Raw genomic sequence first — 19,820 nt, 5'->3', positions numbered from 1 at the left:
GGCGTGCAAGTTGGAGCCAGGCCTTTGAGTTGTTTGGCGTTGATTCCTGCCCGAGGCGGCAGCAAGCGTATTGCACGCAAGAACCTCAGGGCCTTCGATGGTGTGCCGATGCTCGCTCGCTCCATCGACAAGGCATTGAGTTCCGGGCTGTTCCAGCGAGTGGTGGTCAGCACCGACGATCCGCAGATCGCCGAACTGGCGCTCGCCTGTGGCGCCGAGGTGCCGTTTGTTCGGCCACAGTCCCTGGCAGATGACTTCACCGGCACGGCAGCGGTGATTGTCCATGCCTTGCAGGTGTTGCAGGAGCAGGGACAAGCGTTCGAGTACGCCTGTTGTATCTACGCCACCGCGCCCTTGCTGCAGGTGCGTTATCTGCGCCAGGGGCTGGAGACGCTGGTGCAGCACCCGGACAAGGCGTTCGCCTTCTCGGTGTGCAGCTTCGGCTTTCCCGTGCAGCGGGCGCTGACTCTCGATGAGCAAGGGGCGCTCAATGCCCTGTACCCGGAATTTCGTCAGAGCCGTTCCCAGGATCTGCCACTGGCCTATCAGGATGCAGGGCAGTTCTACTGGGGCAGGAGCCAGGCCTGGCTGGAGGGGGAGGTGCTGTTCTCACCCCGCAGCCTGCCGGTGATCCTGCCCCGTCATCTGGTGCAGGACATCGATACCGAAGAAGACTGGCGGCGAGCAGAATACCTGTACGCCGCACTGAAGGCCGCAGGAGAGCTGGAGTGAGGGTACTGATCCGCGCCGATGCGTCGCCGGTCATCGGCAGCGGCCACGTGGCCCGCTGCCTGACCCTGGCCCAGGAACTGCGCCGCCAGGGCGCTGATGTAGCGTTCGCCTGTCGGCGTCTGCCCGGTCATCGCCTGGAGGCGCTGCGGGCCGAGGGCTTCCAGGCCTTTGAGTTACCGGAGTGCTACGTCGACGAGCATCCAGAGTTGGGGATCGAGGCGCCCTTGCCCTGGCAGGCGGACATCGCCGCGCTGCAGCTGGTATTGGTCGCTCAGCCGGCCTTCGACTGGGTGCTGGTGGATCATTACGGCCTCGATCATCTATGGCAGAGCGCCGCTCGCCAATGGGCGCCGAGGATCGCCGCGATCGACGATCTGGCCAACCGCAAGCATGCCGTGGACCTGTTGCTGGATCAGAATTTCAGCGGCAGCGCCGAGGCCTATTCCGGGTTGTACGACGCGTCGTGCCGGACCCTGTTCGGTCCGCATTACGCCTTGTTGCGCGAAGAGTTTCACCGCCCCCCCATATCGATCCGGCCACAGCCGCGGCGCTTGTTGGTGAACTTCGGCGGTTTCGATGCCGCCGGCCAGACCCACAAGGCCATGTTGGCACTGCTGGATTTCCACGATCTGCAGGTGGACTTCGTCGCCGGCAGCGGCAACCCGGACTGGCAGGCCATGCAGGCCCTGGCCGCCGAACGGCCGCACTGGCGACTGCACAGCTATGTGAAGGATTTTGCCGGGCTGTTGGCCGAGGCAGACCTGTGCCTGGGCGCGGGAGGCGGTACCAGCTGGGAGCGAGCGGTGCTGGGGGTGCCTACGCTGTGCATCACCGTGGCCGCTAACCAGGAGGCCAATGCCCGGTTGCTGGCCGAGGCGGGTGCCCACTTGTACCTGGGGGCCTGTGAACAGGTCAGCGTGGAGCAGGTGCGCCAGGCCCTGAGCCTGTTGCTGGACAATCTGGGGCTGCGTCATAGCCTGTCCCGCCGGGCCCGCGAGCTGGTGGATGGTCGGGGTGTGCAGCGAATGGCAGCGGCGTTGTTCACTGTGGCACTGCGTTTGCGTCCGGCGGCTGTGGCTGATGCCCGGTTGCTGTTCGAGGGGCGCAATGCCGAACTCGTCAGGCGTTGGTCCCAACAGCCCGAGGTGCTTGAGTGGCCGGACCATGTGCGCTGGCTGGAGGCCGCTGTGAATGATCCGCAGCGGCTGTTGCTGATAGCGGAAATAGCCGCGGGGGCGGTGGGGGTGCTGCGCTATGACCGCCAAGGCATTCAGGCGGATGTGTCGATCTACCTGTTTGCCGAGCACCTGGGGCTAGGTTGGGGGCGGGCGTTGCTGGAGCAGGGCGAGGCTTGGCTGATGCGCCATTGGCCCGATGTGCAGCGCCTGGGGGCTCGGGTGCTGGCAGAGAATCAGGTTTCGCTGACATTGTTTCGCCGGGCCGGCTATTGCCAGGCGCCTTGTGAATTCACCCGTGTGTTGAAGGAACATCTGGATGACTAGTTTCAAGATCGGCTCGCGCTCGGTGGGCGCCGGTGCTGCGCCGTTGATCATCGCCGAGATGAGCGGCAACCATAATCAGTCGCTGGATGTGGCTCTGCAGATTGTCGAGGCCGCGGCCAAGGCTGGTGCCCATGCCCTGAAGTTACAGACCTACACCGCCGACACCATGACCCTGGACCTGGATCAGGGGGAGTTTTTCATCAAGGACCCGGACAGCCTCTGGGCCGGCTCATCGCTGTACGACCTGTACCAGCGTGCCCATACGCCCTGGGAGTGGCACGAGCCGATCTTCGCCCGGGCGCGGGAGCTGGGCTTGCTGGCGTTTTCCACGCCGTTCGACGAGAGCGCGGTGGACTTTCTCGAAAGCCTCGACGTCCCGGCCTACAAGATCGCCAGTTTTGAAAACACCGACCTGCCGCTGATTCGCCGGGTCGCCGCCACCGGCAAGCCGCTGATCATTTCCACCGGCATGGCCAGCATCGCCGAGCTGGACGAAAGCGTGCGGGCCGCCAGGCAGGCCGGCTGCCGGGATCTGGTATTGCTCAAGTGCACCAGCACCTATCCGGCTTCGCCGGCCAACAGCAACCTGTTGACCATCCCTCATCTGCGGGAGCTGTTCGGCTGTGAAGTGGGCCTGTCCGATCACAGCATGGGGGTTGGGGTCTCGGTGGCTGCTGTGGCCCTGGGCGCCACGGTGATCGAAAAACATTTCACCCTGGACCGTTCGGCCGGAGGGGTCGACGCCAGTTTTTCCCTGGAACCGGGGGAACTGGCCAGCCTGGTGCTGGAAACCGAGCGGGCCTGGCAGGCCATGGGGCAGGTGCGCTATGGCGCCACCCAGGCCGAGAGCAAGTCGCTGATGTACCGTCGGTCGCTGTATGTCACCCGGGACATGCAGGCTGGGGAACTGTTCAGCGCCGACAATGTGCGGGCAATCCGTCCCGGACTGGGGCTGGCTCCCAAGCACTACGATGCGCTGCTCGGGCGTCGTGCGCGTCAGGCCCTCAAGCGCGGCACGGCACTGGACTGGGCGCTCATCGATTAAGCCTTTGTGTGGCTGATTCGGCAAAATAGCGTGACCTGTGAGTCATAACGTGCATCTTCACTGTATTGTATTGCCCGGGAAGATGGCGCCAGCCCTGCGTGACAGGACCCGTGATAGCCCTTGGTTCTTCCCGATGCCGTTGTGTTCGGCGCAAGTATCTGTGTTTCTTTCGGCAACCCCTGCTCAGTGACTGAGCGGGGGTATTGAGCTGTTTATTATTGGGAAGCCGTAATGATTGGCATAAAAAGCATTGCGAGCTACGTGCCTGTAGCCGGCGTGGACAATTACGCACAAGGTGCAAAGTTCGCCAAGGATGAAGACTTCATCCTGGGCAAGATCGGTTCCGCTTTCCTGCCGCGCAAAGACGCCGGGCAAGAGACTTCCGATCTGTGTGTCGAAGCGGTCAATGCCCTGTTCGCCAGCAACCCGGAACTCAAGCGCGAAGCCATCGACGTATTGATCGTGGTCACCCAGAACGGTGACGAGGAAGGGCTGCCCCATACCGCCGCGATCGTTCAGGACAAACTGGGCCTGCCGACCACGGTGGCGGCCTTCGATATTTCCCTGGGCTGTTCCGGGTATGTCTACGGTATCTATGCCATCAAAGGTTTCATGGAAGCTGCAGGCCTGAAGAACGGCCTGTTGGTCACCGCCGATCCTTATTCGAAGATCGTCGATCCCGAAGACCGCAACACCACCATGCTGTTTGGCGATGCCGCCACCGCCACCTGGCTGGGCGAGGGGGCGACCTGGCAGTTGGGCAAGGCCAAGTTCGGCACCGATGGCTCCGGTGCTCCGCACTTGAAAGTCAGCGATGGCGTGTTCTTCATGAACGGCCGCCAGGTGTTCAACTTCGCACTGCTCAAGGTGCCTGCACACCTGCACGAGTTGCTGGCCGAGTCGGGCTTGCAGCCTGACGATATCGATGCCTTCTGCATTCACCAGGGCAGTGCTGCGATTGTCGACGCCGTGGCCCGGCGTTTCGAGGGCGATCCGAACAAGTTCATCAAGGACATGGTGGAAACCGGCAACACAGTTTCCTCGAGCATTCCGCTGCTACTGGAAAAGCATATGTTCGATTCCAGCTGGAAGCGCGTGGCCTTGAGTGGCTTCGGTGTTGGTTTGTCCTGGGGGTCGGCGATCATCTATCGCTCCTGACGCTCAGCTTCCGGCGGCACACGTAGCGCTCAAGGTGTAATCTTGAGCGCTATTTTTTTGCGCGAGTGATAAGCGAGGCAGCATGAGCGACAGCTTGGAACACAATGCCCGGGTCCTGGGCGAGCGCTGGCCGGTGCTGCTGGAGCGGCTGCTGGCTGAAGACAGTGATGCGCTGCAGGCGGACCTGGTGGAGGGGCTGGGTTCGACCCTGAGCATCGCCGGTATCCAGCTCACCAGCCGCCATGATCGCACCCGTGAGGCGCATACCCAGGCCGCCAGCCTGCCTGAGGCGCCGGTCCTGCATCTGTACGGCTGCGGCCTGGGGGACCTGCAACGGGCGTTACTCCAGCGGCCGGAGTTGACGCGTCTGTACGTGCACATCCTCAATGGCGCGGTGTTCAGGTTGGTGCTGCAACTGCTTGATCAGCAGGACTGGCTGGCCGATCCACGGGTCGAGTTGCTGTATGCCGGCGATCTGCCGGAGATTCAACTGCCGTTCTTCGCCCTGCCGGCCGAGTTGGTGCTGGCCGATGATTACAGCGCGAAGATTCGTGACCGGCTGATCAGCGAGACCCATCTGTCTTTCAACAATCGTCTGTTCTCGGCCGATGCGCCGGACATCGCTGCGCGTCTGGCCGCCATCGAGCCCTGGGTTCGGGCGGATCGCGATGTTGCCGAACTGTTCGATCTTCATGCTGGGCGCGAGGTGTTCGTGATCGCTACGGGGCCGAGCCTGGAGCAGCATTACCAGGCATTGCGGGCGGTAGCCGAACAACCTGAGCGGCCGTTGTTGATCTGTGTGGATACGGCCTATCTGCCTCTGCTCAAGCAAGGCATCCGGGTGGATCTGGTGGTCAGTATCGATCAGCGAATCTCCACGGTGCATCTGCCGGGCCAGGGTAGTGACGGCGTCGTCCTGGTCTATATGCCCCTGGCGGACCCGTTGGTTCTTGAAGGTTGGCGGGGGCCGCGGTATGTGGGCTATTCCTCCAGTCCGGTATTCCAGGCGTTGCGCCAGCGGATACCGCGGGCGCAGTTGCATGCCGGAGGCAGTGTGATTCATCCGGCCGTGGATCTGGCGGTGAAGATGGGAGGCAGGCGGATCACTCTGTTTGGTGCGGATTTCGCATTTCCTCAGAATCGAACTCATGCCGGGTGGCAGGACGGTGATCTCGGGCCTCAGGCCGGCGTGGCCCGGCATTGGGTGCTTGACGGCCATGGGCAGCGGGTCAAGACCCAGCTCAACTTTCGTAGTTATCTGTGCGAGCTGGAGCGTTACATCGCGAGTCGGCCCGAAGTGGTGTTCTTCAATACCAGCCGCAGTGGCGCGATGATCCTGGGCACCACCTTCCATGGGGATTTTGTTCAATGAAGCGACTTGAGCCTGTGTTTGATCGTGCCCGGGAAGTTGCCGATCTGTTCCGCCTGGGCCGAGATGTGGAGGCTGTAGGAGGCATGGTCGAGTTGTTCGAGCCCATACAGTTGCGGGTGGATAGTGCGTCGGTGTCGGTTCAGCAGGACTGGGCCCAGTTGCTGGGCCTGATGCTGGCTTGCCAGGAGATGCAGAACTGGCTGAGCCTGGCTGATTATCTCGAATATGAACTGGTGGATTGGCTGCAGGGTGAACTGGGTAGCTGAAAGGTTTTTTCTTGTTGCCTGCCAGGGCGGTTTTGGCGAGGGTTTTCTGACGTCATTTTTTTCGCTTGTCGATGGGCTTAACCCCTTGTTTTCCAAGGGGTGGCAGGGTGATGGCAAATATTTTTGAAAAAGCCCTAAAGCAACTTGCATTGGCGACGATAACTATTACGAAGGTTCTCTAGGCCATTACCCGGCGGTTGCCAGGGCCGGAAGCCGCAGTACCCAACCAACGAGGAATTCGTCATGGCTTTAACAGTAAACACTAACGTCACGTCGTTGAACGTTCAGAAAAACCTGAACCGCGCTTCCGACGCTCTGTCGACTTCGATGACTCGCCTGTCTTCCGGCCTGAAAATCAACAGTGCAAAAGACGACGCCGCCGGCCTGCAGATCGCTACCCGTATGACTTCGCAGATCCGTGGTCAGACCATGGCTATCAAGAACGCCAACGACGGTATCTCCATCGCCCAGACCGCTGAAGGCGCGATGCAAGAATCCACCAACATTCTGCAGCGTATGCGTGAACTGGCTGTACAGGCACGAAACGACTCCAACGGTACTCAAGACCGTGTTGCTCTGAACAAAGAATTTGGTCAGATGTCGGACGAACTGACCCGTATCGCCAAGTCGACCAACCTGAACGGCAAGAACCTGATCGACGGTACTGCTGGCACCATGACCTTCCAGGTCGGTTCCAACACTGGCGCTACCAACCAGATCACCATCACTCTGGCCAGCGGCTTCGACGCTGCAACCCTGAGCGTGGGTTCCGCGACCATCGCCATCACCGGTACTGACAGCACCACTGCTGAAGCCAGCACCAAAGCCGCTATGGACGCCATCGACAAGGCGCTGCAGACCATCAACTCCAGCCGTGCCGACCTCGGTGCTGCCCAGAACCGTCTGACCAGCACCATCTCCAACCTGCAGAACATCAACGAAAACGCCAGTGCTGCACTGGGTCGCGTACAAGATACCGACTTCGCTGCTGAAACTGCCCAGCTGACCAAGCAGCAGACTCTGCAACAAGCTTCGACCGCAGTTCTGGCCCAGGCCAACCAACTGCCATCCGCTGTACTGAAACTGCTTCAGTAATAGCTGGCTAAGCTTTGGCGGGGGAGTGCGCTGGTCGTGCTCTCTCGCTTTTTTACTTTAAGAGGTGATGGACATGGATATGAGCGTGAAGCTGAACTTGTCTTATCCAGCGGCCAAGCCGGTGACGCCTGTTGCTGACAAGCCCGTGGAGAAGCCTCGAGAGGTGGTGCCTGCTGTGGCTGAGACCGCCAGTCAGGACAGTAAGAAAGGTGCTCAGACCGAGCAGGAAAAGTTGAAGATGGCCGTCCAGGAAATCGAGAAATTTGTCCAGTCGGTCAAGCGTAACCTGGAGTTCTCGATCGACGAGCCCTCCGGCCAGGTTGTGGTCAAGGTGATTGCCAGCGATTCGGGTGAGGTGGTTCGTCAGATCCCCAACGAAGAAGTGCTGAGATTGGCCAATAGCTTGAATGACGCCAGCAGCCTGCTGTTCAGCGCGAAAGTCTGATAGCTGGCATGAAATTTGTTGCTGTGTTCTTTTGGACGTTGTAGTGGTCAAAAGACCGGCGGCACACTGAAGGGAGATACACATGGCAAGTCCAATTCTACCGGGTACCGGTCTAGGTTCCGGCCTCGACACCGGTGCTATCGTCAAGGCGTTGGTTGCGGCTGACAAAGCGGCCAAGCAGGGTCAGATCGACCGTGCAACTGCCAGCAACAGTGCGAGTATTTCCGGTATCGGCACCTTGCAATCGCTGTTGTCGACTTTCCAGAGCACTCTGTCGGTCACAGGGCTTGGAAGCTCGGTCAATCCTTCCTTTGCCGGTTTTGCGGCTACCTCCAGCGACAATAAAATCGTGGATGCCACGGCCGACAACTATGCGGTGGCTGGCAAGTACACTGTTGAAGTGGCTAATATTGCAACTTCGTCAAAAGTGGCCAGTAAGGCTTTTGCCGGAGGAAATACCAGTGCCATTCCGAGTGGTACGTTGAACATCACTCAAAATGGCATTAACTATCCGCTGACAATCGGCGCGAATGCGACGTTGCAGTCGGTGCGTGACTCGATCAACGCCGATTCCAAAATGGCCATGTCCGGAATCAGTGCCAACATCGTGACCGACTCGTTCGGTTCGCGTCTGGTGATTGGCTCTGAGAAGACTGGTGCGGGCTCTGATATTTCTGTCAGTGGTATTGCTGGGTTGGAAGTTGACGGCACCCAGCCCATGGGGGCCGGCGCTGCGGCATCGGGCAACATTGGTGGGCTTGCCAAGGATGCGGTTTTCAGCGTCGATGGCATGCAACTGACCAGCAAGACCAATACCGTTACTCAGGCTGTTTCCGGTCTCAAGCTCAACTTGGTGGCCAAGACTGATAAGCCGATCACTATCACTGTTGCGACCAACACTGAAGGTCTGAAGACTTCGATTCAGAAGTTTGTCGATGCTTACAACGCGGTGGCCAATGGCATTTCGACCCTGACCAAGCCCTCGCTGGACGACAACGGCAAGCTGACGGTCCCTGCTCAGTTGACCGGTGACGCTCTGCCTCGTTCGATTCTGGCGGCGATTCGTGCGCCGTTGTCGGAGGTGGGGGCGGGTGACAAGTTGACGGTGCTGGCGCAGTTGGGGATTACCACCAACCAGAAGACTGGTGCCCTGGACTTCGACGATAAGAAGTTCACCGTCGCCATGACCGACAAAAAGCTCGGTGGTGAAGTGCAGAAGCTGTTTTCCGGAGATGGCACCAATCCGGGCCTGCTTGATCGCATGACTTCCGCTATCAAGCCGTTCACTCAGGGCGTAGGCACCATGACCGAGGGGATTCTCACCACTCGGACCAAGACCCTGGATATCACCAAGAAAAAGCTCAGCGATCAGCAGGATGCCCTGGATCGTCGAGTGGCGACGCTGACAGCGGTACTGACCAAGAAGTACAACGACATGGATACCCTGGTGGGCAAGCTGAAGGCCACTGCCAGTAACATCACGTCGATGTTCGAAGCGTTGAACGCACAGAAAAAAGGCTAATATCCAGCCTGCGCCAAAAGCCCGGCAGCGTTTTTTCAGCGCTCCGGGCTTTTGCATTTGATCTAAAGTTTTTTGACGTTGCGTCGATACATTGCTTATACGAACCCTTGAGTTTTGAAGAGGTATCACATGAATCCGATGTTAGCCCTTCGGCAGTACCAGAAGGTGGGTGCACAGGCACAGACCTCAGAAGCCAGTCCGCATCGTCTGGTGCAGATGCTGATGGAAGGCGGTCTGGATCGTATTGCGCAGGCCAAGGGCGCAATGGAGCGCAAGGATATCGCCAACAAGGGCGTGTTCATCGGCAAGGCCATTGGCATCATCGGTGGCTTGCGTGAGGGGCTGGACCTGGAAAACTCCATGGATGCCCTGGGGGATCTGGATGGTCTCTACACCTACATGATGAAGCGTCTGACTGAAGCCAATATCAAGACCGATCCGAAGATTCTCGATGAGGTCGCTGATCTGCTGCGCACGGTCAAGGAAGGCTGGGATGCCATCGCTGCACCGGGTCCGCAGTTCTAAGGAGGAACACCATGAGTGCTGTCCTGCAACGCATCGAAGAAACCCGCGAGGCCCTGGTTGGCGCCTTGGCCGAGCGCAACTGGCAAGCCATTGGCGAGTTGGACCTGGCCTGCCGTTCGTGCATGGAGGATGTGCTCGGCGAGGCTCAGGTTGACGAGGTCGCCTTGCGGGACAATCTGGAGGAGTTGTTGGGGGTTTACCGGCAGCTGCTTGAGGTGGCAACCGGAGAGCGTCAGGCGATAGTCGACGAGATGTCGCAGATCACCCAAGCACAGAACGCGGCAAAGGTTTACCATTTGTTCGGTTAATGTTGAGTTAATCCGAACGTTGCGCGCCATAAATTTGACTGTGCACGCATTTTTGACTTAACTAGTGGCTGTTTTCAGATTTCAGGCGTCTATAAGGCAGAAAATGCCTAAAGCGCGTCTAGCTTGCCCCTCATTCTGGGCATTGAGTTGACTAGGGAAGTTGCTATTGCATGTGGCGTGAAACCAAAATTCTGCTGATCGATGACGATAGCGTGCGCCGCCGCGACCTGGCGGTGATTTTAAATTTTCTTGGTGAAGAAAATTTACCCTGCGGTAGCCATGACTGGCAGCAGGCTGTCGGCTCTTTGTCGTCAAGTCGTGAAGTAATTTGCGTCCTCATCGGGACTGTAAATGCTCCTGGCGCGCTTTTGGGCCTGTTAAAGACACTCTCAACCTGGGATGAGTTCCTTCCGGTTTTGTTAATGGGCGAAAATTCTTCCATCGACTTGCCCGAAGACCAGCGTCGTCGAGTGCTTTCCACCCTGGAAATGCCTCCTAGCTACAGCAAGTTGCTCGACTCCCTGCACCGCGCCCAGGTCTATCGTGAAATGTACGATCAGGCCCGCGAGCGCGGTCGTCACCGAGAACCCAACCTGTTCCGCAGCCTGGTAGGCACCAGTCGTGCGATCCAGCACGTGCGGCAGATGATGCAGCAAGTGGCGGATACCGATGCCAGCGTGCTGATCCTTGGTGAGTCCGGGACCGGCAAGGAAGTGGTAGCTCGTAACCTGCACTACCACTCCAAGCGGCGTGACGCGCCATTCGTTCCGGTCAATTGCGGAGCCATTCCTGCAGAGTTGCTGGAAAGCGAGTTGTTCGGCCATGAGAAGGGTGCATTCACCGGGGCCATTACCAGTCGCGCCGGGCGCTTTGAGCTAGCCAACGGCGGCACCTTGTTCCTCGACGAAATCGGCGATATGCCGCTGCCGATGCAGGTCAAGCTGTTGCGGGTGTTGCAGGAGCGTACCTTCGAGCGCGTAGGTAGCAACAAGACCCAGGGTGTCGATGTGCGAATCATCGCAGCCACCCATAAAAACCTTGAAAGCATGATTGAAGTGGGCAGTTTCCGTGAGGACCTGTACTACCGCCTCAACGTGTTCCCCATCGAGATGGCGCCATTGCGTGAGCGAGTGGAAGACATTCCGCTGCTGATGAACGAGTTGATCTCGCGCATGGAGCATGAGAAGCGCGGTTCGATCCGCTTCAACTCTGCTGCCATCATGTCCCTGTGCCGGCATGGCTGGCCGGGTAACGTCCGCGAGCTGGCCAACTTGGTTGAGCGCATGGCGATCATGCACCCGTATGGGGTGATCGGTGTGGTCGAGTTGCCCAAGAAATTCCGCTACGTCGATGATGAAGACGAGCAGTTGGTAGACAGTCTGCGCAGCGACCTGGAAGAGCGGGTGGCGATCAATGGCCATGCGCCGGACTTCGCCGCCACCGCCATGCTGCCGCCGGAAGGCCTGGATCTGAAGGATTACCTCGGTAGCCTGGAGCAGGGTCTGATCCAGCAAGCGTTGGACGATGCCAATGGCATTGTGGCTCGGGCTGCAGAGCGCCTGCGCATTCGTCGCACCACTCTGGTGGAGAAGATGCGCAAGTACGGCATGAGTCGTCGTGAGGGCGATGAACAGGCGGATGATTGACGCCTGTTTTTCAAGTCGTTGAAAGCCGTGTGGTTTTTTTTTAGGCACGGGTATTGCTAAGTCTCTTGCAACGTTCCGTTTAACTGACGGTCAGCCACGCGAGAGAGCACGATGCCCCAAGCCGCCCAGATGTCTCCTGCCCCCGATGCTCCGGGGCAATCGTCGTCCGTAGAGCAGGCAAGTCGGCTAGGTCTTGAGCAGGCCTTCGCTTTGTTCAACCAGATGTCGAGCCAACTTACTGACTCCTACAGCATGCTTGAGGCTCGGGTGACTGAGCTCAAGGGTGAGTTGGCTGTGGTCAGTGCCCAGCGGATGCAGGAACTGGCGGAAAAAGAGCGTCTGGCCAACCGTCTGCAAAATCTTCTCGACCTGTTGCCCGGTGGCGTCATCGTCATTGATGGCCACGGTATTGTCAGCGAAGCGAACCCGGCGGCATGCGATCTGTTGGGGTTGCCGCTGGAAGGGCAATTGTGGCGCAACATCATTGCCCGCAGCTTTGCGCCCCGTGAGGATGACGGTCATGAGATTTCCCTGCGCGACGGCCGGCGTCTATCGATAGCTACCCGCTCGCTGGATGCCGAGCCCGGGCAGTTGGTGTTGCTTAACGACCTGACGGAAACCCGTCATCTGCAGGATCAGTTGGCTCGCCACGAGCGTCTGTCCTCGCTGGGCAAGATGGTCGCTTCCCTGGCACATCAGATTCGCACGCCGCTCTCGGCGGCCCTGTTGTATGCCAGTCACCTCACCGAACAGGAACTGCCGGTGGCCACTCATCAGCGTTTCGCCGGGCGCCTCAAGGAGCGCCTGCACGAGCTGGAGCATCAGGTGCGCGACATGCTGGTGTTCGCTCGTGGTGAGTTGCCCCTGACCGATCGTCTGACCCCCAAGTCTCTGCTGCAATCACTGCAAGCCGCGGCCCTGACCCATGTTCAGGATGTTGCCGTGCGCTGGCAGTGCGACAGTCATCAGGGTGAATTGCTGTGCAATCGCGACACCCTGGTGGGGGCCTTGCTCAACCTGATCGAAAATGCCGTGCAAGCCAGTGCCGGCGCGGCGCGGCTCAAGGTGCACCTGTACAGTCGTGGTGACACCCTGCGGCTGTGCATCAGTGACAGCGGCAGTGGTATCGATGCGGCGGTCCTGGAGCGTCTGGGTGAGCCGTTTTTCACCACCAAGGCCAATGGAACCGGGCTTGGCCTGACGGTGGTCAAGGCGGTGGCCCGTGCGCATCAGGGAGAATTGTCGCTGCGTTCCCGTCCTGGGCGCGGTACTTGTGCGCTGGTGACATTGCCTCTGTTCTCCAGTGCTCATGGAGTGGAGTGAAGGTAATGGCAATCAAGGTTCTACTGGTTGAAGACGATCGTGCATTGCGCGAGGCCCTGGCAGACACACTGCTGCTGGCCGGCCATGACTACAAGGCGGTCGGCAGTGCGGAAGAGGCGCTGGAAGCGGTCGCCTTGGAGTCCTTCAGCCTGGTGGTCAGCGATGTAAACATGCCTGGCATGGACGGCCATCAGTTGTTGGGTCTGTTACGTGCCCGCCAACCGCAGTTGCCGGTATTGCTGATGACCGCCCATGGCGCCGTCGAACGAGCAGTGGAGGCCATGCGTCAAGGCGCTGCCGATTACCTGGTCAAGCCGTTTGAGCCTCGGGCCCTGCTCGAATTGGTGGCGCGCCATGCACTGGGTTGTCTGGGTGCGAGCGAGGATGAGGGGCCGGTAGCCTTCGAACCGGCCAGTGCGCAATTGCTGGAATTGGCCGCGCGCGTGGCTCGCAGTGATTCCACTGTGCTGATTTCCGGCGAGTCCGGCACGGGCAAGGAAGTGCTGGCGCGTTACATCCACCAGCATTCCCATCGGAGCACCCAGCCCTTTATCGCCATCAACTGTGCGGCGATTCCCGACAACATGCTCGAAGCCACCCTGTTCGGTCACGAGAAGGGTTCTTTCACCGGGGCCATCGCCGCACAGCCCGGCAAGTTCGAGCAGGCCGACGGTGGCACTATTCTCTTGGACGAAATTTCCGAAATGCCCCTGGGACTGCAAGCCAAGTTGCTGCGGGTGTTGCAGGAGCGTGAAGTGGAGCGGGTGGGGGCGCGCAAGCCTATCGTTCTGGATATCCGGGTAGTGGCCACCACGAACCGCGACTTGGCAGGAGAGGTGGCGGCCGGACGTTTCCGCGAAGATCTGTATTACCGTCTTTCGGTGTTTCCTCTAGCCTGGCGGCCATTGCGCGAGCGTACCGCCGATATCCTGCCGCTGGCTGAGCGTCTGCTGGCCAAACACGTCAATAAAATGAAACACGCCGCCGCCAGGCTCTCGGTTGAGGCGCAAGCGTGCCTGCTGGCTTATCCGTGGCCGGGCAACGTCCGGGAGTTGGACAACGCTTTGCAGCGGGCATTGATCCTGCAACAGGGCGGTCTGATCCAGCCGGAAGATTTCTGTCTGGCCGGGCCCGTGGCCTGTGCGCCCCTGCCGGCACTGGCTCCTGCCGTTCAGTCGGCGTTGCGCGGCGTGGCCGGCGAGGATGAGGGCCCACCCCAGGAGTCGGGCGGCCTGGGGGATGATCTGCGGCGCCGGGAATTCCAGATGATCATCGATACCCTGCGTTCCGAACGTGGGCGGCGCAAGGAGGCGGCGGAGCGTCTGGGCATCAGTCCGCGCACCCTGCGTTACAAATTGGCGCAGATGCGTGACGCCGGAATGGACGTCGAGGCTTATCTGTTTGCGACCTGATTACTGATATGCAAAGCCCTGGATGGGCTTTTGTCGAGTTGGGCCATGGAGCTGGCACCCTTGTTGCTAACACCTCACTAACCGCACAGTGAGCGTCAAAAAATTGCGGGTCGTCAGAGAGAGTAGACCATGAGCCAAGGTGTTGAATTTAATCGGTTGATGCTGGATATGCGGGCCATGCAGATGGACGCGATGTCGCAGCCCAAATCCGCCGCAGTGGCAGAGGTCAGCGGCAGCAGTTTCGCTGACATGCTTGGCCAGGCCGTGAACAAGGTCAATGACACCCAGCAGGCGTCCAATCAGTTGGCCGGCGCCTTCGAGATTGGCAAAAGCGGTGTGGACCTGACGGATGTGATGATTTCCTCGCAAAAGGCCAGTGTGTCCTTTCAAGCCTTGACCCAGGTGCGCAACAAACTGGTTCAAGCGTATCAAGACATCATGCAGATGCCGGTTTAAGGACGAGATTGAGTCATGGCAGAAGCAGTCGCCGATAACGTACCGGCCAAGGCCACCCCGATAGACGGTAAACCGCCGCTGTTCGGTTTGTCCTTCCTGGAAAACCTGTCCCAGATGACCATGCTGCGTCAGGTTGGCCTGTTGGTAGGCCTGGCCGCCAGCGTGGCGATCGGCTTTGCCGTGGTGCTGTGGTCCCAGCAGCCCGATTACCGGCCGCTGTACGGCAGCCTGGCCGGGATGGACGCCAAACAGGTCATGGATACCCTGGCTTCTGCCGACATTCCCTACACCGTCGAGCCCAATTCCGGTGCCTTGCTGGTCAAGGCCGATGACCTGCCACGTGCCCGCCTGAAACTGGCTGCTGCCGGGGTAGCGCCGGGTGACGGCAACGTCGGCTTCGAGATCCTGGATAAAGATCAAGGCCTGGGCACCAGCCAGTTCATGGAGGCGACCCGTTATCGTCGCGGCCTGGAAGGCGAACTGGCCCGCACCATCTCCAGCCTGAACAATGTCAAGGGTGCCCGGGTGCACCTGGCGATTCCGAAAAGCTCGGTGTTCGTCCGTGACGAGCGCAAGCCCAGTGCTTCGGTACTGGTAGAGCTGTATTCCGGCCGCTCCCTGGAGCCGGGCCAGGTCATGGCCATCGTTAATCTGGTGGCTACCAGCGTCCCCGAATTGAGCAAGTCCCAAGTTACAGTGGTCGACCAGAAGGGCAACCTGCTCTCCGATCAAGCGGAAAACTCCGCGCTGACCATGGCTGGCAAGCAATTCGACTACAGCCGTCGTCTGGAAGGCATGCTGACCCAGCGGGTGCACAACATCCTGCAGCCGGTGCTGGGCAACGATCGCTACAAGGCTGAAGTTTCCGCGGATGTCGACTTCAGTGCCGTTGAATCCACCTCCGAGCAGTTCAACCCCGACCAGCCGGCCTTGCGCAGCGAGCAGTCGGTCAACGAACAGCGCTCCAGCAGCAATGGCCCGCAAGGCGTTCCGGGTGCCCTGAGCAACCAGCCGCCATCGCCGGCTTCGGCGCCGCAAACCACCGGTGGGGCTACCGCCGCCGCTGGCATGGTACAGCCAGGTCAGCCGCTGTTGGACGCCAACGGTCAGCAGATCATGGATCCGGCTACCGGCCAGCCGATGCTGGCACCGTATCCGTCGGACAAGCGTCAACAATCCACCAAGAACTTCGAGCTCGATCGCTCCATCAGCCACACCAAGCAGCAGCAGGGGCGTCTCAATCGCCTGTCGGTAGCGGTAGTGGTGGACGATCAGGTCAAGGTCAATCCGGCCAACGGCGAAACCAGCCGTGCTCCCTGGAGCGCCGACGAATTGGCGCGCTTCACTCGCCTGGTGCAGGACGCAGTGGGCTTCGATGCCAGCCGTGGCGACAGTGTCAGCGTGATCAACGTGCCGTTCTCCGCCGAGCGTGGGGAAGTGGTCGCCGATATTCCGTTCTACTCGCAGCCGTGGTTCTGGGACATCGTCAAACAAGTGTTGGGTGTGTTGTTCATCCTGGTGCTGGTGTTCGGTGTCCTGCGTCCGGTGCTCAACAACATCACTGGCGGCGGCAAGAACAAGCAATTGGCAGGACTGGGCAGCGACGTCGAGCTGGGCGGCATGGGTGGCCTGGACGGCGAGCTGGCCAACGACCGCGTCAGTCTCGGCGGCCCGCAAAGCATTCTGCTGCCGAGCCCGAGCGAGGGTTATGACGCTCAGTTGAACGCAATCAAGAGTCTGGTGGCTGAAGACCCGGGTCGTGTGGCTCAGGTCGTGAAAGAGTGGATTAACGCAGATGAGTGATAACCGAGCCGCTACCGCCAAACTGACCCGGGTCGACAAAGCCGCGATTCTGCTGCTGTCCCTGGGTTCCACCGATGCCGCGCAAGTGCTGCGCCACATGGGGCCCAAAGAGGTTCAGCGTGTGGGTGTGGCCATGGCGCAGATGGGTAACGTGCACCGCGAGCAGGTCGAGCAGGTGATGAGCGAGTTCGTCGACATCGTCGGCGATCAGACCAGCCTCGGCGTCGGTTCCGACGACTACGTGCGCAAAATGCTCACCCAGGCCCTGGGCGAAGACAAGGCCAACGGCCTGATCGACCGCATCCTCCTGGGTGGCAACACCAGTGGCCTCGACAGCCTGAAGTGGATGGAACCGCGGGCCGTGGCCGACGTGATCCGTTACGAGCACCCGCAGATCCAGGCCATCGTGGTGGCTTACCTCGATCCGGATCAGGCCGGTGAAGTGCTGGGCAACTTCGACCACAAGGCGCGCCTGGACATCATTTTGCGGGTTTCCTCGCTCAATACTGTGCAGCCGGCGGCCCTGAAAGAGCTGAACCAGATTCTCGAGAAGCAGTTCTCCGGCAACTCCAACGCGTCCCGTACCACCTTGGGCGGTATCAAGCGCGCAGCCGACATCATGAACTTCCTCGACAGCTCGATCGAAGGCCAGCTCATGGATTCGATCCGCGAAGTCGACGAAGACCTGTCCGGTCAGATCGAAGACCTGATGTTCGTGTTCAACAACCTGGCCGATGTCGATGACCGCGGTATCCAGGCCCTGTTGCGCGAAGTGTCCTCCGACGTCCTGGTTCTGGCCCTCAAGGGTTCGGACGAAGGGGTCAAGGAAAAGATCTTCAAGAACATGTCCAAGCGTGCGGCGGAGCTGCTGCGCGACGACCTGGAAGCCAAGGGCCCGGTTCGCGTCAGCGACGTGGAAACTGCGCAGAAGGAAATCCTCACTATTGCCCGCCGTATGGCCGAAGCCGGAGAGATCGTTCTCGGCGGGAAGGGCGGCGAAGAAATGATCTAAGGTCGCTTTATGTCGTCCAGCAGTGATGAGTCCCAAAGCGAACTGATTCGTGCCCGGGACGTCGAGGGTTTTGACGTCTGGGCACTGCCCAGTTTCGATCCCGAGCCGCCCGAGCCTGAGCCCGAGCCTGAAGAGGTGCCGGAAGAAATCGAGGAAGTGCCCCTGGAAGAAGTCCAGCCACTGACCCTCGAAGAGCTCGAGAGCATTCGCCAGGAAGCCTATAACGAAGGTTTCGCCACCGGCGAGAAGGAAGGCTTCCACAGCACCACACTCAAGGTTCGCCAGGAGGCTGAAGTCGCCCTGGTCGCCAAGTTGCAAGCGCTCGAACAGCTGATGGTCAATTTGTTCGAGCCCATCGCCGAGCAAGATACGCAGATCGAAAAATCCCTGGTGGATCTGGTCAAGCATGTCACCCGTCAGGTGATCCAGCGTGAGCTGGCGATGGATTCCAGCCAGATCGAACACGTCATGCGCGAGGCTCTCAAGCTGCTGCCCCTGGGGGTTGGCAATGTGCGCCTGTACGTCAATCCGCAGGATTTCGAGCAGGTCAAGAGCCTGCGCGAGCGGCATGAGGAAAGCTGGCGCATCGTCGAGGACGAGGCGCTGTTGCCCGGCGGTTGCCGGGTCGAGACCGAGCACAGCCGCATCGATGCCAGCATCGAAACCCGGATCACCCAGGCCATGGACCAACTGTTCGATCAGTTGCACGAGCAGTCGCTGCACCCGGCAGCTGCGGACCTGAGCCTGGACCTCGGCCCACGGACTCCGGCTGCGCCGGATGTCGACGCCGCAGAGTCCACCGTCACAGAGCAAGCCGAGCCTGCGGAACACCCCGATGCGCCTTGATCGCACCAGTTTCGGCAAGCGCCTGGGAGGTTACGCCGAGGCCATCAAGCTGCCGGGCCAGCCGATTCTTGAAGGCCGCCTGCTGCGCATGGTCGGTCTTACTCTTGAGGCCGAGGGCCTGCGCGCCGCCATGGGCACCCGCTGCCTGGTGATCAACGATGACAGCTATCACCCGGTCCAGGTCGAGGCGGAAGTCATGGGCTTTTCCGGGAGCAAGGTGTTCCTGATGCCCGTAGGCAGCGTGGCCGGGATCGCTCCTGGCGCCCGGGTTGTCCCTTTGGCCGACACCGGGCGCCTGCCTATGGGCATGGGCATGCTCGGGCGTGTACTGGATGGCGCCGGGCGGGCTCTGGATGGCAAGGGCGGCATGCGTGCCGAAGACTGGGTGCCGATGGATGGCCCCACCATCAACCCCCTCAAGCGCGACCCCATCAGCCAGCCGCTGGATGTGGGCATTCGCAGCATCAACGGTTTATTGACGGTGGGCCGCGGTCAGCGCCTCGGTCTGTTCGCCGGTACCGGTGTGGGCAAGAGTGTGCTGCTGGGCATGATGACTCGCTTCACCGAGGCCGACATCATCGTGGTCGGGCTGATCGGCGAGCGGGGTCGTGAGGTCAAGGAGTTCATTGAGCACATTCTCGGTGAGGAAGGCCTCAAGCGTTCGGTGGTGGTGGCTTCGCCAGCGGACGATGCGCCGTTGATGCGTTTGCGGGCGGCGATGTACTGCACGCGGATTGCCGAATATTTTCGCGACAAGGGCAAGAACGTCCTGTTGCTGATGGACTCCCTGACTCGTTTCGCCCAGGCCCAGCGGGAAATCGCTCTGGCCATCGGCGAGCCGCCGGCCACCAAGGGTTATCCGCCATCGGTGTTCGCCAAGCTGCCCAAGCTGGTGGAGCGGGCCGGTAACGCCGAGGCCGGTGGGGGCTCGATTACCGCGTTCTATACCGTGCTGTCCGAGGGGGACGACCAGCAGGACCCGATCGCCGACTCGGCCCGGGGCGTGCTCGACGGGCATATCGTGCTGTCCCGGCGCCTGGCCGAAGAAGGGCACTATCCGGCCATCGATATCGAGGCCTCCATCAGTCGGGTCATGCCGGCGGTGATCAGCCCCGACAATATGGCCAGGGCGCAATACTTCAAGCAGCTGTGGTCGCGTTATCAACAGGCTCGGGACTTGATCAGCGTTGGCGCCTACGTCGCCGGTGGCGATCGCGATACCGACACCGCAATTTCCCTGCAGCCGGCGATGGTCGCTTACCTGCGCCAGGGGCTTAACGACAACGTCAGCCTGGGTCATAGCCAGACCCACCTGGAAATGCTGTTCGCTCCAGCGACGGGAGGCTAACCGG

Annotated in this window: 19 protein-coding genes; all 19 read left to right on the top strand. The window is 60.3% G+C overall.

Going from position 1 to position 19,820, the window contains the following annotated elements; genetic code table 11:
- Positions 1 to 24: 24 nt before the first annotated feature.
- The 19 genes from pseF (at position 25) to fliI (ending at position 19,816) form a co-directional block, all read left to right on the top strand.
- Positions 25 to 732 (top strand): pseudaminic acid cytidylyltransferase, encoded by a 708-nt coding sequence (pseF, locus tag FW796_RS00410; protein WP_446438882.1) that lies wholly within the window; start codon positions 25 to 27, stop codon positions 730 to 732.
- Positions 729 to 2,234, top strand: coding sequence for a UDP-2,4-diacetamido-2,4,6-trideoxy-beta-L-altropyranose hydrolase (gene pseG, locus FW796_RS00405; protein WP_446438881.1), 1,506 nt, complete (start codon positions 729 to 731; stop codon positions 2,232 to 2,234). Before pseF ends, pseG begins: the two co-directional genes overlap by 4 nt.
- Positions 2,227 to 3,279, top strand: a complete 1,053-nt coding sequence (gene pseI / locus FW796_RS00400; protein ID WP_404938712.1) for a pseudaminic acid synthase — start codon at positions 2,227 to 2,229, stop codon at positions 3,277 to 3,279. Before pseG ends, pseI begins: the two co-directional genes overlap by 8 nt.
- 231 nt (positions 3,280 to 3,510) lie before the next feature.
- Entirely contained in the window at positions 3,511 to 4,437 is a 927-nt protein-coding gene (locus FW796_RS00395; RefSeq protein ID WP_346631997.1) for a ketoacyl-ACP synthase III, read from the top strand.
- A gap of 82 nt (positions 4,438 to 4,519) precedes the next feature.
- On the top strand, positions 4,520 to 5,809 hold the full coding sequence (locus FW796_RS00390) for a motility associated factor glycosyltransferase family protein (RefSeq protein ID WP_346631996.1): 1,290 nt from the start codon (positions 4,520 to 4,522) through the stop codon (positions 5,807 to 5,809).
- Entirely contained in the window at positions 5,806 to 6,075 is a 270-nt protein-coding gene (locus tag FW796_RS00385) for a hypothetical protein (RefSeq protein ID WP_346631995.1), read from the top strand. The genes FW796_RS00390 and FW796_RS00385 overlap by 4 nt, the downstream gene beginning before the upstream one ends.
- A gap of 243 nt (positions 6,076 to 6,318) precedes the next feature.
- The gene (locus tag FW796_RS00380; protein WP_346631994.1) at positions 6,319 to 7,170 is read left to right on the top strand and encodes a flagellin domain-containing protein; all 852 of its coding nucleotides are present in this window, start codon (positions 6,319 to 6,321) and stop codon (positions 7,168 to 7,170) included.
- 73 nt (positions 7,171 to 7,243) lie between these two features.
- On the top strand, positions 7,244 to 7,615 hold the full coding sequence (locus tag FW796_RS00375; protein WP_346631993.1) for a flagellar protein FlaG: 372 nt from the start codon (positions 7,244 to 7,246) through the stop codon (positions 7,613 to 7,615).
- An 82-nt stretch (positions 7,616 to 7,697) separates the two neighbouring features.
- A complete protein-coding gene (gene fliD / locus FW796_RS00370; protein ID WP_404938714.1) occupies positions 7,698 to 9,137 on the top strand; it encodes a flagellar filament capping protein FliD in 1,440 nt (479 codons plus the stop codon).
- A gap of 129 nt (positions 9,138 to 9,266) precedes the next feature.
- Positions 9,267 to 9,662 carry a flagellar export chaperone FliS gene (gene fliS, locus FW796_RS00365; RefSeq protein ID WP_346631991.1) on the top strand — a complete coding sequence of 132 codons (396 nt, stop codon included), beginning with the start codon at positions 9,267 to 9,269 and terminating at the stop codon, positions 9,660 to 9,662.
- An 11-nt stretch (positions 9,663 to 9,673) separates the two neighbouring features.
- Complete coding sequence (locus tag FW796_RS00360; RefSeq protein WP_102864028.1) at positions 9,674 to 9,970, top strand: flagellar protein FliT; 297 nt, start codon at positions 9,674 to 9,676, stop codon at positions 9,968 to 9,970.
- Between the two features lie 170 nt (positions 9,971 to 10,140).
- A complete protein-coding gene (locus FW796_RS00355; protein WP_011059970.1) occupies positions 10,141 to 11,616 on the top strand; it encodes a sigma-54 dependent transcriptional regulator in 1,476 nt (491 codons plus the stop codon).
- A gap of 129 nt (positions 11,617 to 11,745) precedes the next feature.
- A complete protein-coding gene (locus FW796_RS00350; protein ID WP_346632079.1) occupies positions 11,746 to 12,939 on the top strand; it encodes a sensor histidine kinase in 1,194 nt (397 codons plus the stop codon).
- Positions 12,940 to 12,944: 5 nt separating this feature from the next.
- The gene (locus tag FW796_RS00345) at positions 12,945 to 14,351 is read left to right on the top strand and encodes a sigma-54-dependent transcriptional regulator (protein ID WP_346631990.1); all 1,407 of its coding nucleotides are present in this window, start codon (positions 12,945 to 12,947) and stop codon (positions 14,349 to 14,351) included.
- Positions 14,352 to 14,480: 129 nt separating this feature from the next.
- Positions 14,481 to 14,807 carry a flagellar hook-basal body complex protein FliE gene (gene fliE / locus FW796_RS00340; protein ID WP_123723956.1) on the top strand — a complete coding sequence of 109 codons (327 nt, stop codon included), beginning with the start codon at positions 14,481 to 14,483 and terminating at the stop codon, positions 14,805 to 14,807.
- 15 nt (positions 14,808 to 14,822) lie between these two features.
- On the top strand, positions 14,823 to 16,610 hold the full coding sequence (fliF, locus tag FW796_RS00335) for a flagellar basal-body MS-ring/collar protein FliF (RefSeq protein ID WP_346631989.1): 1,788 nt from the start codon (positions 14,823 to 14,825) through the stop codon (positions 16,608 to 16,610).
- Positions 16,603 to 17,622 carry a flagellar motor switch protein FliG gene (fliG, locus tag FW796_RS00330; RefSeq protein ID WP_011059975.1) on the top strand — a complete coding sequence of 340 codons (1,020 nt, stop codon included), beginning with the start codon at positions 16,603 to 16,605 and terminating at the stop codon, positions 17,620 to 17,622. Before fliF ends, fliG begins: the two co-directional genes overlap by 8 nt.
- Positions 17,623 to 17,631: 9 nt before the next feature.
- Positions 17,632 to 18,468 carry a flagellar assembly protein FliH gene (gene fliH, locus FW796_RS00325; RefSeq protein WP_346631988.1) on the top strand — a complete coding sequence of 279 codons (837 nt, stop codon included), beginning with the start codon at positions 17,632 to 17,634 and terminating at the stop codon, positions 18,466 to 18,468.
- Positions 18,458 to 19,816: a flagellar protein export ATPase FliI gene (fliI, locus tag FW796_RS00320; protein WP_346631987.1), complete on the top strand. Its 1,359-nt coding sequence runs from the start codon at positions 18,458 to 18,460 to the stop codon at positions 19,814 to 19,816. The genes fliH and fliI overlap by 11 nt, the downstream gene beginning before the upstream one ends.
- Positions 19,817 to 19,820: the final 4 nt, after the last annotated feature.

Source organism: Pseudomonas sp. 910_21 (genome assembly GCF_052850735.1).
This window is presented reverse-complemented; position numbering and strand designations above follow the sequence as displayed.